Source organism: Pseudomonas sp. NEEL19, assembly GCF_028751975.1.
Lineage (GTDB): Bacteria > Pseudomonadota > Gammaproteobacteria > Pseudomonadales > Pseudomonadaceae > Aquipseudomonas > Aquipseudomonas juntendi.
The window spans coordinates 4662872-4677542 of record NZ_CP081491.1 but is presented as its reverse complement, the minus strand read 5'-3'; the positions used below and the strand labels follow the sequence as shown (position 1 = coordinate 4677542).

The window sequence follows — 14671 nt, the reverse complement described above, 5'->3', positions numbered from 1 at the left end:
TTGAGCAAGGCCCAGGCAGTCCGGCGTATCGGCATTCTCGGCGGAACGTTCGATCCGGTGCACATCGGCCACCTGCGCAGCGCGCTGGAAGTGGCCGAGTTCATGGGGCTGGACGAACTGCGCCTGCTGCCCAATGCCCGGCCGCCGCACCGCGATACCCCGCAGGTGGCCGCGCAAGACCGCCTGGCCATGGTGCGCGAAGCGGTACAGGGGGTGGCCTGCCTGAGCGTCGACGCCCGTGAGCTCGAGCGTGACAAGCCGTCGTACACCATCGACACGCTGGAGTCGGTCCGTGCCGAACTGGCCGGTAACGACCAGTTGTTCCTGGTGCTGGGCTGGGATGCCTTCTGTGGCTTGCCCAACTGGCACCGCTGGGAAGAATTGCTGCAACACTGTCACATTCTGGTGCTGCAACGCCCGGATGCCGACGTAGAACCCCCTGACGAGCTGCGCAACCTGCTGGCTGCGCGCTCGGAGAGCGATCCCACCGCCATGTCCGGCCCGGCGGGAAATATTTCGTTCGTCTGGCAGACACCGCTTGCGGTGTCGGCTACACAGATCCGACAGCTGCTGGCCAGCGGCAAATCGGTGAGGTTCCTGGTGCCGGACGCCGTACTGGCCTATATCGAGGCGCACGAACTGTATCGTGCGCCCAACTGACGGCGCCCCTGGCGCCTCATCCAACGAGTTGAACGAGTTTTATATGACCAAGCAGAAAATTTACGGCGAAGAACTGGTCGCAGTGACCAAGGCCGCGCTGGAAGACGTTAAGGCCCAGGACATCCAGGTCATCGACGTGCGCGAAAAGCACAGCCTGACCGATTACATGATCATTGCCACCGGTACCTCCAACCGCCAGATCAACGCCATGGCCGAAAAGGTCCGTGAAGCCGTCAAGGCCAAGGGCGCACAGCCTCTGGGCGAAGAAGGCAAGGGCGACAGCGATTGGGTGCTGCTGGACCTGAACGACGTCATCGTGCACATGATGACCGCCGCTGCGCGCCAGTTCTACGACCTGGAGCGCCTGTGGCAAGGCGCCGAGCAAAGCCGTGCTGCCGATGGCAAGCACCACAGCCCGGACCATGCCCACGAGTACTCCGACAAGCTCAAAGACCGCGAATAAGGGCAGCGCCGTGCGTTTGCGCCTGATTGCGGTCGGCTCGCGCATGCCGAAGTGGGTCGAGGAAGGCTGGCATGAATATGCCAAGCGCCTGCCCGCCGAGCTGTCGCTGGAGCTGGTGGAAATTCCGCTGAACACCCGTGGCAAGAATGCCGACGTCGCCCGCCTGATCCGTCAGGAGGGCGAGGCCATGCTGAGCAAGGTGCAGCCCGGGGAACGCATCGTCACCCTGGAGGTCCATGGCAAGCCCTGGAGTACCGAGCAACTGGCGGGCGAGCTGGATCGCTGGCGGCTGGACGCGCGCACGGTCAATTTGATGGTGGGAGGCCCGGAGGGCCTGGCGCCTGAGGTTTGCGCGCGCGCCGAGCAACGCTGGTCGCTGTCGCCGCTGACCCTGCCACACCCGTTGGTAAGGATACTCATCGGCGAGCAGATCTACCGCGCCTGGACCGTGTTGTCCGGGCACCCTTACCACAAATGAGCCTGTAAGCCGTCCGATGTCGCAGCCGATCCGTCTCAAGGACCACGAGAAAGACGCCCGCCTGGTGCGTAACCGCGTCGTGGTCGGCGCAATCGCGGTGGTGCTGCTGGTGTGCGTGCTGATCGCGCGGCTGTACTACCTGCAGATCATCCAGTACGACTACCACTCCACGCTGTCGGAGAACAACCGGGTGCATGTGCAGCCGATCCCGCCGACCCGCGGGTTGATCTTCGACCGTAACGGCGTGATCGTGGCCGACAACCGGCCCAGTTTCAGCCTGTCGATGACCCGCGAACGCGCGGGGAACTGGCAGGAAGTACTGGACACCATCGTCGAAGTGCTGGAATTGACCGAAGACGACCGCGCCCTGTTCGAGAAGCGCATGCGCCAGGGCCGCCGGCCGTTCGAGCCGGTGCCGATCCTGTTCGAGCTCAACGAAGAACAGATTGCCCGGGTGGCGGTAAACCAGTTCCGCCTGCCGGGTGTCGAGGTGGTCGCGCAGCTGGTGCGGCATTACCCACAGGGGGCGCACTTCGCCCACTCGGTGGGTTACGTGGGGCGGATCAACGAGAAAGAGCTGAAAACCCTCGACCCGGTGAACTACAGCGGTACCCACCATATCGGCAAGACCGGCATCGAGCGCTTCTACGAGGATGCGCTGCACGGCCAGGTCGGTTACGAGGAAGTCGAGACCAACGCCCGCGGCCGCGTGCTGCGGGTGCTCAAGCGCACCGACCCCAAGCCGGGCAAGGACATCGTGCTGAGCCTGGACATCAAGCTGCAGGAAGCTGCAGAGGCCGCCCTGGGTGGCCGCCGGGGCGCCGTGGTGGCGCTGGACCCGCGCACTGGCGAGGTTCTGGCCATGGTCAGCCAGCCAAGCTTCGATCCCAACCTGTTCGTCACCGGCATCAGCTTCAAGGCGTATGCCGAGTTGCGTGATTCGATCGACCGGCCGCTGTTCAACCGCGTGTTGCGCGGCTTGTACCCGCCGGGCTCCACCATCAAGCCGGCGGTGGCGATTGCCGGCCTGGACAGCGGTGTGGTCAACGCCAGTAGCCGGGTATTCGACCCTGGCTACTACCAACTGCCCAACTACGACCACAAATACCGTAACTGGAACCGCTCGGGTGATGGCTGGGTCGACCTGGACACCGCGATCATGCGCTCCAACGACACCTACTTCTACGACCTTGCGCACAAGATGGGCATCGACCGGCTGTCCAGTTACATGAACAAGTTCGGCATCGGCCAGCGGGTATCGCTGGACATGTTCGAGGAATCTGCCGGGCTGATGCCATCGCGGGAATGGAAGCGCGCCACCCGCCGCCAGGCCTGGTTCCCCGGTGAAACCCTGATCCTTGGCATTGGCCAGGGCTACATGCAGGCGACGCCACTGCAGCTGGCCCAGGCCACTGCGCTGATCGCCAACAAAGGCGTATGGAACCGCCCGCACCTGGCCAAGACCATCGAAGGCCAGCCGCCGGTAGACGAAAACCCCATGGCGAATATTGTGCTGCGGGACAAGTCGGACTGGGCCAAGGTCACCCATGGCATGGAGCAGGTGATGCACAACGCCCGCGGTACCGCACGCAAGGCCGCCCTCGGTGCCCAGTACCGCATCGCCGGCAAGAGCGGTACCGCCCAGGTGGTGGCGATCAAGCAGGGTGAAAAGTACGACCGTAACAAACTCCAGGAGCGTCACCGTGACCACGCCCTGTTCGTTGCCTTCGCTCCGGCCGAAGCCCCGCAGATCGTGGTGTCGGTGATGGTCGAGAACGGCGAGTCCGGTTCGGGTGTTGCGGCACCGGTGGTCCGCCAGATCATGGACGCCTGGCTGCTCGACGAAAATGGCCGTCTCAAGCCCGAGTTCGCGCCTGCTACCGCTACCCAGGAATCAGCCCTGTGATGAACAATTTCGATCGCATGCTCTCCAGTGAGGATGTGATGCGTCGGCGCGCCAGCTTCCTGCAGCGCATTCATGTCGACGGCCCCTTGCTGATCATTCTGCTGACCCTCGCCGCCGGCAGCCTGTTCGTGCTGTATTCGGCCAGCGGCAAGAACTGGGACCTGCTGCTCAAGCAGGCGACCTCGTTCGGCATCGGTCTGGTGTCGATGTTCGTCATCGCCCAGCTGGAGCCGCGCTTCATGGCCCGCTGGGTGCCGCTGGCCTACCTCACCGGGGTGCTGCTGCTGGTGGTGGTGGATGTGATGGGCCATAACGCCATGGGCGCCACGCGCTGGATCAACATCCCGGGGGTGATCCGCTTCCAGCCCTCGGAATTCATGAAGATCATCATGCCGGCGACCATTGCCTGGTACCTGTCCAAGCGCACCTTGCCGCCGCACCTGAAGCACGTGGCCATCAGCCTGGTGCTGATCGGCGTGCCATTCATTCTGATCGTGCGCCAGCCCGACCTGGGCACCGCACTGCTGATCCTGGCATCGGGCGCCTTCGTGCTGTTCATGGGTGGCCTGCGCTGGCGCTGGATCCTCAGCGTATTGGCAGCGGCGGTGCCGGTGGCGGTGGCGATGTGGTTCTTTGTCATGCACGACTACCAGAAGCAGCGGGTACTGACCTTCCTCGACCCGGAAAGCGACCCGCTGGGCACCGGCTGGAACATCATCCAGTCCAAGGCGGCAATCGGTTCGGGCGGGGTGTTCGGCAAAGGCTGGCTGCTCGGCACCCAGTCGCACCTGGACTTCCTTCCGGAAAGCCATACCGACTTCATCATCGCCGTGCTCGGCGAGGAGTTCGGCCTGGTCGGTATCTGCCTGCTGCTGATCGTCTACCTGCTGCTGATCGGCCGTGGCCTGATGATTACCGCCCAGGCCCAGACCCTGTTCGGCAAGCTGCTGGCGGGTAGCCTGACCATGACCTTCTTTGTCTACGTATTCGTCAATATCGGCATGGTCAGCGGCCTGCTGCCCGTAGTGGGCGTGCCGCTGCCCTTTATCAGCTATGGCGGAACATCCTTGGTAACGCTGCTGTCAGCGTTTGGCGTTCTCATGTCGATCCATACGCACCGAAAATGGATCGCACAGGTTTGAAAAAGGTGAACAATTTGATGCAAGCAGTGCGTAACTGGGCTGCCCGTTGTGCGCCGTGGGTCGGCGCGGTGGGCCTGTTCGGCGCTGTACAGCTGGCCCATGCCGGCGACTATGAGGGTTCGCCACAGGTGGCCGAGCTGGTGGGCGAAATGAGCCGTGACTACGGTTTTGCCCCGGAGCAGCTGATGGGTGTGTTCCGTGAGGTACAGCGCAAGCAGTCGATTCTGGATGCCATCTCGCGCCCTGCCGAGCGGGTAAAACCGTGGAAGGACTACCGGCCGATGTTCATCACCGATGCGCGCATTGCCCGTGGGGTGGACTTCTGGCGCCAGCATGAGGCGGTGCTGGCGCGCGCCGAGCAGGAATACGGGGTACCCGCGCAATACATCGTCGCGATCATTGGGGTCGAAACCTTCTTCGGCCGCAACACCGGCAACTACCGTGTGATCGATGCCCTGTCGACGCTGGGCTTCGACTACCCGCCGCGCGCCGAGTTCTTCCGCAAGGAGCTGCGCGAGTTCCTGCTGCTGGCGCGCGACGAGCAGCTGGACCCATTGACCCTCAAAGGCTCCTACGCCGGTGCCATGGGCCTTCCACAGTTCATGCCGAGCAGTTTTCGCAACTACGCGGTGGACTTCGACGGTGACGGCCACATCAACATCTGGAACAACCCGGACGATGCCATTGGCAGCGTGGCCAACTACTTCAAGCGCCACGGCTGGGTAGCCGGCGAAGGCGTGGTCAGCCGCGCCTGGGTAGAAGGTGCGCGCGCCGACGAAGGCCTGACCACCGGTATCGAGCCGGTCAAGACCGCGGGGGAGTTGCGCGCGCTTGGCTGGTCGGTTCATGATTCGCTGCGCGATGATCTGCCGGTTACGGCCTTCCGGCTCGAAGGCGACAATGGCCCCGAGTACTGGATGGGGCTGAAGAACTTCTACGCGATCACTCGCTACAACCGCAGCGTGATGTATGCCATGGCGGTGCATCAGCTCGCGGAACAGCTGGTTCAAGTACGGGGCGTCAAGTAATGCGCGCAATCATCTCTGCACACTCTTTCAAGCTGCTCACCTGCCTCGCCGTTGGCCTGGTGCTGGCCAGTTGCTCTTCCAACCGCCCGGCCCCGCAAAAAAGCAGCGGCAACGTGGTACGCAGCCAGCCGGGCCTGGATATCAACCGGGCACACAAGGATGGCGCGCCGTGGTGGGACGTGGATGTGAACAAGATCCCCGACGCCACGCCGACCGTGCACACGGGTAACTACAAGGCCAACCCCTACACGGTGCTGGGCAAGACCTACTACCCCATGCAGGACTCGCGCAACTACCGCGCCGAGGGTACCGCGTCCTGGTACGGCACCAAGTTTCACGGGCAGAACACCGCCAATGGTGAGCTGTACGACCTGTACGGCATGAGTGCCGCGCACAAGACCTTGCCGCTGCCGGCATATGTGCGCGTGACCAACCTGGCCAACGGCCGTAGCGTGATTCTGCGGGTCAATGACCGTGGGCCGTTCTATTCCGACCGCATCATCGACCTCTCCTATGCCGCAGCGAAAAAGCTCGGCTATGCCGAAATCGGCACCGCACACGTGCGTGTCGAGGGCATCGACCCGCAACAATGGTGGGCCCAGCGTGGCCAGACGCCACCGATGGTGCTGAAGGAGCCCCAGGTGGCCCAGACCCAGGCGGTTCCGGCCACGACTGGGCGGGTCGAGCAATGGACGCCGCCGCCGCAGCAGCACGCGGCGCCGGTGGTGCCAGTACAGGTAGGGGGCAACAACGTCCCGGGTGGCAATGGCGGCAGCTTCCTGCAGGTGGGTGCCTTCGCCAACCCGGATGCCGCCGAATTGCTGCGCTCCAAGCTCAGCACCATGGTCAGCGCGCCGGTGTTCATCAGCTCGATCGTGCGTAACCAGCAGACCCTGCACCGCGTGCGGCTGGGGCCGATCGGCAGCCAGGGCGAGATCCAGCAAGCCCAGGACAGCATCCGCCTGGCGAACTTGGGGCAGGCCAAGCTGGTCACAGACTGAGCTCAGCTACAAGCAACCGGCTGCAAGCTGCAAGCTGCAAGAAGACCCTGCGCCCACCCGCTTTGTCTTTCGGCTTGCAGCTTGAAACTCTTGCTGTCGGTTTTGTCATGAACTGCCGGGCTCGGCCATGTACAATGTCGGCTTTTGCCCGCAGCGACATAAAGCCGCACTGTAGCGGGCCAGGCCTCTGGCCATAAAACTAGACTGACTGGCGCTGGGCGCATGATGTTGCCCAGGGAACATCAGACCATTAGCGATTTTCGAGAGACGGATGAACATCACCAACCTTGCCAAACGACTTTGCCTGCCTGTACTGCTGCTGATCACGCCTGCTGCCTTCGCGGCCGAGCAGATGACACCGGCACCACCGCAACTGGCAGCCAAGTCCTACGTACTCATGGACGCGTCCAGCGGCAACGTGCTGGTCGAAAACAACGGTGACGAGCGCCTGCCGCCAGCCAGCCTGACCAAGCTGATGACCGCCTACATCGCCACCCTGGACATCCGCCGTGGCCAGATCGGCGAGAACGACCCGGTTACCGTCAGTGAAAACGCCTGGCGTACCGGCGGTTCGCGCATGTTCATCAAGGTTGGCAGCCAGGTCACCGTCAGCGACCTGCTGCACGGCATCATCATCCAGTCCGGCAACGATGCCTCGGTCGCCCTGTCCGAGCACATCGCCGGCAGCGAAGATGCGTTCGCCGACATGATGAACAAGACCGCGGCCGACCTGGGCATGACCAACAGCCACTTCATGAACCCGACTGGCCTGCCGAACCCAGACCACTACTCGTCGGCCCATGACATGGCGGTACTGGCCCGGGCGATCATCAACGTCGACCCGGCGCACTACGCCATCTATTCGCAGAAAGAGTTCTTCTGGAACAACATCAAGCAGCCTAACCGCAACCTGCTGCTGTGGCGTGACAAGACCGTCGACGGCCTGAAAACCGGCCACACCGAAGAAGCAGGCTACTGCATGGTGGCTTCGGCGGTACGCGATGGCCAGCGCCTGATCGCGGTGGTGTTCGGCACCAACAGCGAACAAGCGCGTGCTGCCGAAACCCAGAAGCTGCTGACCTACGGCTTCCGCTTCTTCGAAACCCAGACCTTCTACCAGAAGGGCACCGAGCTGACCCAGGCGCCGGTGTGGAAGGGCGCCACTGGCCAAGTCAAGGCCGGCCTGGCCGACGACCTGACCATGACCATGCCTAAAGGCCAGCTCAAGCGCCTGGTCGCCACGATGACCATGAACCCGCAGCTCACCGCGCCAATCGCCAAAGGTGACGTGATCGGCAAAGTGGAAGTCAAACTGGACGAGAAAGTGGTTCACAGCGCCGACCTGATCGCCCTCGATGGCGTCGAGGAAGGTGGTTTCTTCCGCCGTATGTGGGATAGCATCCGTCTATTCTTCTACGGGTTGTTCAACTGATACGTGACCTGCACACCCCCGCGCATCACGCGGGGGTGTTGTTGCCACGGCTTACGAGGCCGTTTCCGCCATGAGCGAACCAGACGTCAAGTCGCACAAGATCGAATTCCCTTGCGCCGATTACCCGATCAAAGTCATCGGTGACACCGTTGTCGGCTTCAAGGACACGGTTATCGAGATTCTCAGCAAGCACGCCAAAGTCGACCTTTCCACCCTGGCCGAACGCCAGAGCAAGGAAGGCAAGTACACCACCGTGCAACTGCACATCGTTGCCGAAAGCGAGAACCAGCTGCACGATATCAACAGCGCCCTGCGCGCTACCGGTATCGTGAAAATGGTGCTCTGATGCCCGCCTGCCTCGGTTTTCGCGAGCTTGGCCTACAGCCCTACCAACCGGTGCTGGAGGCCATGCGGCGCTTCACCGAGCAGCGCAGCCCGGCCAGCCAGGATGAAATCTGGCTGGTCGAGCACCCTGCGGTCTTTACCCAGGGCCAGGCCGGCAAGGCCGAGCACCTGCTGGTGCCGGGTGACATCCCGGTGGTGCAGACCGACCGCGGCGGCCAGGTGACCTACCATGGCCCCGGGCAGTTGGTGGCCTACCTGCTGCTGGATGTACGCCGGCTGGGTTTTGGTGTACGCGAGCTGGTCAGCCGTATCGAGCAGACCCTCATCGACCTGCTGGCCAGCTATGGCGTGCAGGCTTCAGCCAAGCCCGATGCGCCGGGCGTCTATGTCGATGGAGCGAAAATCGCCTCCCTCGGCCTGCGAATTCGCAACGGCCGTTCGTTTCACGGCCTTGCCCTGAACGTGGACATGGACCTTGCGCCATTCCGCCGAATCAACCCCTGCGGTTATGCGGGGCTGGCGATGACCCAGCTACGTGACCTGGCAGGCCCGATCGAACTCGACGAGGTCAGGACAAGGCTGCGCGGACAGCTGGTCAAGCACCTCGACTACGCTGAGCAGACGACCCTCACGGGCGGAATCGACTGAATATGACAACTGTGCAAGAAGCCGTGCCCAACCTGATACCTACCCAGGATGCCACCCCGCGCCCAGCGCCGAAGAAGGTGGAAGCCGGGGTCAAGCTGCGTGGCGCCGAGAAGGTGGCGCGCATCCCGGTGAAAATCATCCCGACCGACGAGTTGCCGAAAAAGCCCGACTGGATTCGCGTGCGTATCCCCGTCTCGCCGGAGGTCGACCGCATCAAGCAACTGCTGCGCAAGCACAAGCTGCACAGCGTGTGCGAGGAAGCTTCCTGCCCGAACCTGGGTGAGTGCTTCTCGGGCGGCACCGCCACCTTCATGATCATGGGTGACATCTGCACCCGTCGTTGCCCGTTCTGCGACGTAGGCCACGGCCGACCGAAGCCGCTGGACCTGGACGAGCCTAAAAACCTGGCGGTCGCCATCGCTGACCTGCGCCTGAAGTACGTGGTGATCACTTCGGTAGACCGCGACGACCTGCGTGACGGTGGTGCCCAGCACTTTGCCGACTGCATCCGCGAAATCCGCGCGCTGTCGCCAGGCGTGCAACTGGAAACCCTGGTGCCGGACTACCGCGGGCGTATGGACGTGGCACTGGAAATCACTGCGCAAGAGCCGCCGGATGTGTTCAACCACAACCTCGAAACCGTGCCGCGCCTGTACAAGGCCGCGCGCCCGGGCTCTGACTACGACTGGTCGCTGGACCTGTTGCAGAAGTTCAAGCAGTTGGTGCCGCATGTACCCACCAAGTCGGGCCTGATGCTGGGCCTGGGTGAAACCGACGAAGAAGTGATCGAAGTGATGCACCGCATGCGTGAGCATGACATCGACATGCTTACCCTCGGTCAGTACCTGCAACCGTCGCGCAGCCACCTGCCGGTGCAGCGTTTCGTGCACCCCGACACCTTTGCCTGGTTCGCCGAGGAAGGCTACAAGATGGGCTTCAAGAACGTGGCTTCCGGCCCGCTGGTGCGCTCTTCGTACCATGCCGACCAGCAGGCGCACGAAGCCAAGATCAAGCTCTGAGCCTGGCTGAAACACAAATGCCGATGCTTGCCGAAAGGGCAGCATCGGCATTTTTTTTTGTGGCCGACAAGCCCTAAGCTACAGGCGACAAGTTGTTTGGAGCTGCATGATGAATTGTGTCGATAGCGTTCACCTCCACCTGCCCAAGGCAACCCCGCAGGACGCCTGCTTCGCCATCATTGCCCCGGCGGGCGCGGCGCGGCTGGACCCGGGCAAGGTCAGCCAGTGGTTCGCCGAACGCGGTTACCGGTGCCGCATCTTCCCAGGTGCCCTGCAGGCCCAGGGTTATCTGGCAGGGCCCGACCAGCAGCGTTTGCAAGACCTGCATGATGCCTTTGCCGACCCAGCCATCGACGCCATTCTGTGCATGCGTGGCGGCTATGGCAGCATGCGCCTGCTCGACCAGCTGGATTTCCAGCTGATACGGCGCAACCCCAAGCCGCTGATTGGCTACAGCGATATCACGGCGCTGCATACGGCCCTTTATCGGCATGCCGGGCTGATCACGTTCCATGGCGCGATGCTCAATGCCGACTTGCTCGGCGGCAAGCTGGCGCCGACCGAGTCGTCGTTGCTGGCCCAACTGGGTGGGCATGTGCGCGCAGGGGAGCAGATTGCCCACCCAGCGGGCTATGCCATGAGCACGGTGATGCCGGGGGTTGCCAGCGGGCGTTTGCTGGGTGGCAACCTGTCGATGCTGGGCGCGACGCTCGGCACCGTGGCCGAGCTGGATACCGAGGGCTGCATACTGTTTATCGAAGACGTCAATGAGCCGCTGTACCGGGTAGACCGGCTACTGACGCAGTTGCGCCTGGCGGGCAAGCTGGCGGGCGTGAAAGGCGTGCTGGTAGGGGATTTTGCCGGGATTACCACGGCGGCGTTGACGCCATTGCTGGAGGAAACTTTCGGGCCCTTGGGCGTGCCGGTGCTGGCGGGGTGGCGCAGTGGGCATTGCGACCCGAATGTGTGCTTGCCGCTGGGGGCTCGGGTACGGCTGGACAGTGTTCCGCAGAGCTTGGTGTTGGAGCAGGATGTGTTCAAGGCTTGAGATAGCCGGGGCTGCTTTGCAGCCCTTCCGCGACACAAGGCCGCTCCTACAGGGATCGCGTTACACCAACGTACCGCAACCCCCAGCTATCTCACTGGCTACGCAGGCTCTCAAGCAGCTTATGGGTCGGGTAACCATCCGCCGGCCACCCCAGCCCTTGCTGGGCGTTGCGTATGGCCTTGCGGGTGTTGGCGCCGATAATGCCATCGGCATTGCCTGCGTCATACCCACGGCCGTTAAGCAGGTTCTGCAACTCCACGCGTTCGCTGCGGCTCAGCGGCAAGTCTTCCTTCGGCCAGCTGCCGGCAATGAAGCCCCAGCCGCTGAAGCGGTCGGCCAGCAGGCTCACCGCCAGCGCATAGGACGATGAGTTGTTGTACTTGAGGATGGCGCGGAAGTTATCCAGTACCAGGAACGCCGGGCCACGCGCACCTGCTGGCAGCAGCAACGCGGCAGACAGCTGGTTGCTGCCCGCTGGCAATTGAGTACCGGTTGGCAGCTTCACACCCATTGCCAGCCACTCGCTCACCGGCCTGCGCAACGCGCCATCGGCCTGCCAGAAATCGAAACCTGGCGGTACCTGCACCTCGAAGCCCCACGGTTGGCCACGCTTCCAGCCCGAGCTTTGCAGGTAGTGCGCGGTCGAGGCCAGGGCATCGGGGGTGCTGTTCCAGATGTCGCGGCGGCCGTCGCCGTCAAAGTCCACGGCATGGGTGTTGTAGGTGGTCGGGATGAACTGGGTCTGGCCCATGGCGCCAGCCCACGAGCCACGCATGGCCTCAGGCTGAATGTCGCCATGCTGGATGATCTGCAGGGCGGCGATCAGCTGGTCCTGGGCGAACTGCGGGCGACGGCCTTCATAGGCCAGGGTCGCCAGCGAGCGGATCACCGACTTGTTGCCCTGGAACTGGCCGAAATTGCTCTCCATGCCCCACACCGCCACCAGCACCTGGCGGTCAACGCCATAGCGTTGCTCGATGCGGGTCAGCAGTTCGGCGTTCTGCTCCAGCAACCGCTTGCCATTGCGCACGCGCAAAGGGGACAGCGCGCCTTCGAGGTATTCCCACACCGGGCGGCTGAACTCAGGCTGGCTGCGGTCGGCCTTGATCACGTCCATGTCGGGGGTAACCCCGAGGAAGGCGCGGTCGAAGATGCTTGGCGAAATACCCGCTTGCAAGGCTTGTTCGCGGAAACCCGCCTGCCACTGGGCGAAGGTTTGCAAAGGCTGGATTTCAGTGCTGGCGTCTGGCGTTGCACCGGGCACGGTAACCACAGGCGCAGGTTGCGCAGGGGCCAGCGGCAGCGCGTCGGCGGCGGTAGGTTTTTCCGCGCAGGCAACCAGCAGGATGAAGCTGGAGGCCGCGATCAGCTGGCGGGTTTCCCAACGGGGAGAAAGACGGAAGAGCATGCACAGATCCAGAATTGCAGGTCAGGTGCTGACCATATCATGCCTGCGCCCGCGATGCTTTCATGCCGCCAAAAAGTAGGAAGCCTCCCAATCTCTCGATTGGAAGGCTTCGCGGCGGTAGCTGCCTTTGCCTTTTTCCGGTTGTTCCTGGCGGCAGCGGAACAGCGGTTGGGCAATGATCGACTTGGCCTTGTTGGGGCCGTGCTTTTTCGGCTTTTTGCTCATGGCGGGGTTCCCGTGGTGGGTGGGTTTCGGGGCGCACTTTAGGGCCCTGAGGCGATGTGGGCCAATTGATTGTGTATATGGTTCACAGGAGCACCCACAGGTTCAGCACAACCTTCAAGGCCTGTGGACTCCATGTGTGGCTTGCCAGCGATAGGGCCTGTGACCGTTATAGAGGGGGTAGCGCCAGGCGCTGACCCGCCATCAGCAATGCCAACCGCGCCAGGCCCGTCCACGGCGAACCCTCGGCCTGGCCCTTGATTTGCGCATCGATACGCTGGGCATCCTGCAGCAGTTGCGCCCAGCGCTGCGCCGAGAGGCGCTGCAAGGCCTTGCTGACCAACGGCCGGCGCTTATCCCAGACCGGTGGGCGCGCCTGGCTGAACGCCTTGTCCAGCGGCACGCCCTGGCTGAATTGCTGGGCCAGCCCGGCGAGCTGGCGCAGCTCACGCGCCAGCGCCCAGAGAACCACCGGGGGCTCGACCCCCTCACCGCGCAAGCCTTCGAGCATGCGCAGGGCATGTGCAGCTTCACCGTTGAGAATGGCGTCTACCAGCCCGAAAACGTCGAACCGGGCGCTGTCAGCGACAGCCGACTGCACGGTTTCGACGGTGATCTGGTTGCCTTCGGCCAACAGCTTGAGCTTTTCGATTTCCTGCGCGGCAGCCAGCAGATTGCCTTCTACGCGCGCGGCAATCAGGTCGACAGCGTCACGCTGCGCCGACAGGCCGGCCTGCTGCAGGCGCTGGTTGATCCATTGCGGCAGTTGGTGCGCATCCACCGGCCAGATCTGGATGAACTGGCAGTGGGCACCTTCGATCAACGCCTTGCCCCACTTGGTTTTCTGCGCGCTGCCGTCGAGCTTGGGCAGGCTGACCAGCAGCAGGGTGTCTTCGGCGGGGTTAGCGCAGTATTCCATCAGCGCTGCGGCGCCCTTGTCACCCGGCTTGCCCGAGGGCAGGCGAAGTTCCAGCAGGCGCCGCTGGGCGAACAGGGACAGGCTGGCGCCGGCCTGGAGCAGGGTGCCCCAGTCGAAGTTGGCGTCGGCACTGAAAACCTGGCGCTCGTCGAAACCTTGCTGGCGCGCAGCTTGGCGGATGGCGTCGGCGGCTTCCTGGCACAGCAGCGGGTCGTCACCGCTGACCACGTAGACCGGGGCCAAGGCGCCTTGCAGGTGCTTGTTGAGTTGGGCGGGGGCGAGCTTCATGGGCAGTAGGCGGGGCACCCGAAGGTACCCCGCACGGGCTTAGTTGCCCGGTACTTCCAGGGGCGACTGCTGCGGCGTTTCCGCCTGCTGGCGGCGTGCGGCCTCAAGGGCCGCCGCTTCAGCCTGGGCACGCTGATCGGCTTTTTGCTGCAGCTCGTCCAGCTGGGCAGGGGTCAGTTGCTGCAGGCGCACGACCATGGCGTTGACCAGGTCACGGCGCATTTCCAGGCGGGAACGGGCAGCTTCCTGCTCGGAACCGGTGATGTTCGAGGCATCGCGCACATACACCTTGCGCACTTCCAGCTTGTCACTCAGCAGTTCAAGGTTGTTCAAGCCCTGGATGCTGTAGTCGAGCTGGGTGGTCAGCTCATACTCGGCAGTGCGGTTACCGCTGTTGTAGCTGGCCGAGCGCTCGCGCTGCTGTTCGTTGGTCAATACCAGGCGGTACGGCGCACCGGTGTGCACATTGACGCCGCTGTTCTTGAGCACCTGGCGCAGTTCGGTCACGGTAGGCCCGTACGCGTCACGCGCACTGACGTCCATTTCCTTGATGCTCAGCTCGTTGGTGCCAGTACCGCGCAGCTGGAAACCGCAGGCGCTGAGCATGACCGCCAGGCCAATTACCAGCAAATTGCGTTTGATCATGTTGTTGCTCCCTTGTGGG

The 14671-nt window shown here is 63.3% G+C and carries 16 protein-coding genes; 12 read left to right on the top strand and 4 right to left on the bottom strand.

Going from position 1 to position 14671, the window contains the following annotated elements:
- The 12 genes from nadD (at nucleotide 1) to K4A76_RS20755 (ending at nucleotide 11170) form a co-directional block, all read left to right on the top strand.
- Nucleotides 1-660, top strand: a complete 660-nt coding sequence (gene nadD / locus K4A76_RS20810) for a nicotinate-nucleotide adenylyltransferase (protein WP_009685824.1) — start codon at nucleotides 1-3, stop codon at nucleotides 658-660.
- Nucleotides 661-703: 43 nt separating this feature from the next.
- Nucleotides 704-1123: a ribosome silencing factor gene (gene rsfS, locus K4A76_RS20805; protein WP_009685825.1), complete on the top strand. Its 420-nt coding sequence runs from the start codon at nucleotides 704-706 to the stop codon at nucleotides 1121-1123.
- A gap of 10 nt (nucleotides 1124-1133) precedes the next feature.
- The gene (rlmH, locus tag K4A76_RS20800) at nucleotides 1134-1601 is read left to right on the top strand and encodes a 23S rRNA (pseudouridine(1915)-N(3))-methyltransferase RlmH (protein WP_009685826.1); all 468 of its coding nucleotides are present in this window, start codon (nucleotides 1134-1136) and stop codon (nucleotides 1599-1601) included.
- Between the two features lie 16 nt (nucleotides 1602-1617).
- Nucleotides 1618-3507 carry a penicillin-binding protein 2 gene (mrdA, locus tag K4A76_RS20795; RefSeq protein ID WP_009685827.1) on the top strand — a complete coding sequence of 630 codons (1890 nt, stop codon included), beginning with the start codon at nucleotides 1618-1620 and terminating at the stop codon, nucleotides 3505-3507.
- 38 nt (nucleotides 3508-3545) lie between these two features.
- The gene (rodA, locus tag K4A76_RS20790) at nucleotides 3546-4649 is read left to right on the top strand and encodes a rod shape-determining protein RodA (protein WP_009685828.1); all 1104 of its coding nucleotides are present in this window, start codon (nucleotides 3546-3548) and stop codon (nucleotides 4647-4649) included.
- A 17-nt stretch (nucleotides 4650-4666) separates the two neighbouring features.
- Nucleotides 4667-5677: a lytic murein transglycosylase B gene (gene mltB / locus K4A76_RS20785; protein WP_009685829.1), complete on the top strand. Its 1011-nt coding sequence runs from the start codon at nucleotides 4667-4669 to the stop codon at nucleotides 5675-5677.
- Nucleotides 5677-6678 carry a septal ring lytic transglycosylase RlpA family protein gene (locus K4A76_RS20780; protein ID WP_054906037.1) on the top strand — a complete coding sequence of 334 codons (1002 nt, stop codon included), beginning with the start codon at nucleotides 5677-5679 and terminating at the stop codon, nucleotides 6676-6678. Before mltB ends, K4A76_RS20780 begins: the two co-directional genes overlap by 1 nt.
- Nucleotides 6679-6949: 271 nt before the next feature.
- On the top strand, nucleotides 6950-8110 hold the full coding sequence (locus tag K4A76_RS20775) for a D-alanyl-D-alanine carboxypeptidase family protein (RefSeq protein ID WP_009685831.1): 1161 nt from the start codon (nucleotides 6950-6952) through the stop codon (nucleotides 8108-8110).
- A gap of 70 nt (nucleotides 8111-8180) precedes the next feature.
- The gene (locus tag K4A76_RS20770; RefSeq protein WP_009685832.1) at nucleotides 8181-8456 is read left to right on the top strand and encodes a DUF493 domain-containing protein; all 276 of its coding nucleotides are present in this window, start codon (nucleotides 8181-8183) and stop codon (nucleotides 8454-8456) included.
- Nucleotides 8456-9103, top strand: a complete 648-nt coding sequence (gene lipB, locus K4A76_RS20765) for a lipoyl(octanoyl) transferase LipB (RefSeq protein WP_009685833.1) — start codon at nucleotides 8456-8458, stop codon at nucleotides 9101-9103. The genes K4A76_RS20770 and lipB overlap by 1 nt, the downstream gene beginning before the upstream one ends.
- Before the next feature lie 2 nt (nucleotides 9104-9105).
- Nucleotides 9106-10122, top strand: coding sequence for a lipoyl synthase (gene lipA, locus K4A76_RS20760; RefSeq protein ID WP_009685834.1), 1017 nt, complete (start codon nucleotides 9106-9108; stop codon nucleotides 10120-10122).
- Between the two features lie 109 nt (nucleotides 10123-10231).
- The gene (locus K4A76_RS20755; RefSeq protein ID WP_274411062.1) at nucleotides 10232-11170 is read left to right on the top strand and encodes a S66 peptidase family protein; all 939 of its coding nucleotides are present in this window, start codon (nucleotides 10232-10234) and stop codon (nucleotides 11168-11170) included.
- Nucleotides 11171-11261: 91 nt separating this feature from the next.
- Here the strand turns inward: K4A76_RS20755 and K4A76_RS20750 are convergent, their stop codons facing one another.
- The 4 genes from K4A76_RS20750 to K4A76_RS20735 form a co-directional block, all read right to left on the bottom strand.
- The gene (locus K4A76_RS20750) at nucleotides 11262-12578 is read right to left on the bottom strand and encodes a lytic murein transglycosylase (protein ID WP_054911693.1); all 1317 of its coding nucleotides are present in this window, start codon (nucleotides 12576-12578) and stop codon (nucleotides 11262-11264) included.
- Nucleotides 12579-12638: 60 nt separating this feature from the next.
- Nucleotides 12639-12803: an alternative ribosome rescue factor ArfA gene (gene arfA, locus K4A76_RS20745; protein ID WP_009685838.1), complete on the bottom strand. Its 165-nt coding sequence runs from the start codon at nucleotides 12801-12803 to the stop codon at nucleotides 12639-12641.
- A 166-nt stretch (nucleotides 12804-12969) separates the two neighbouring features.
- Nucleotides 12970-14007: a DNA polymerase III subunit delta gene (gene holA / locus K4A76_RS20740; protein ID WP_009685390.1), complete on the bottom strand. Its 1038-nt coding sequence runs from the start codon at nucleotides 14005-14007 to the stop codon at nucleotides 12970-12972.
- Nucleotides 14008-14046: 39 nt separating this feature from the next.
- Entirely contained in the window at nucleotides 14047-14652 is a 606-nt protein-coding gene (locus K4A76_RS20735) for an LPS-assembly lipoprotein LptE (protein ID WP_110679081.1), read from the bottom strand.
- Nucleotides 14653-14671: the final 19 nt, after the last annotated feature.

Bases quoted from the DNA above. Each gene is read 5' to 3' on its own strand.
- rsfS (WP_009685825.1), top strand. From the start codon at position 704: ATGACCAAGCAGAAAATTTACGGCGAAGAACTGGTCGCAGTGACCAAG.
- mrdA (WP_009685827.1), top strand. From the start codon at position 1,618: ATGTCGCAGCCGATCCGTCTCAAGGACCACGAGAAAGACGCCCGCCTG.
- rodA (WP_009685828.1), top strand. From the start codon at position 3,546: ATGCGTCGGCGCGCCAGCTTCCTGCAGCGCATTCATGTCGACGGCCCC.
- mltB (WP_009685829.1), top strand. From the start codon at position 4,667: ATGCAAGCAGTGCGTAACTGGGCTGCCCGTTGTGCGCCGTGGGTCGGC.
- K4A76_RS20780 (WP_054906037.1), top strand. From the start codon at position 5,677: ATGCGCGCAATCATCTCTGCACACTCTTTCAAGCTGCTCACCTGCCTC.
- K4A76_RS20775 (WP_009685831.1), top strand. From the start codon at position 6,950: ATGAACATCACCAACCTTGCCAAACGACTTTGCCTGCCTGTACTGCTG.
- K4A76_RS20770 (WP_009685832.1), top strand. From the start codon at position 8,181: ATGAGCGAACCAGACGTCAAGTCGCACAAGATCGAATTCCCTTGCGCC.
- lipB (WP_009685833.1), top strand. From the start codon at position 8,456: ATGCCCGCCTGCCTCGGTTTTCGCGAGCTTGGCCTACAGCCCTACCAA.
- lipA (WP_009685834.1), top strand. From the start codon at position 9,106: ATGACAACTGTGCAAGAAGCCGTGCCCAACCTGATACCTACCCAGGAT.
- K4A76_RS20755 (WP_274411062.1), top strand. From the start codon at position 10,232: ATGAATTGTGTCGATAGCGTTCACCTCCACCTGCCCAAGGCAACCCCG.
- K4A76_RS20750 (WP_054911693.1), bottom strand. From the start codon at position 12,578: ATGCTCTTCCGTCTTTCTCCCCGTTGGGAAACCCGCCAGCTGATCGCG.
- arfA (WP_009685838.1), bottom strand. From the start codon at position 12,803: ATGAGCAAAAAGCCGAAAAAGCACGGCCCCAACAAGGCCAAGTCGATC.
- holA (WP_009685390.1), bottom strand. From the start codon at position 14,007: ATGAAGCTCGCCCCCGCCCAACTCAACAAGCACCTGCAAGGCGCCTTG.
- K4A76_RS20735 (WP_110679081.1), bottom strand. From the start codon at position 14,652: ATGATCAAACGCAATTTGCTGGTAATTGGCCTGGCGGTCATGCTCAGC.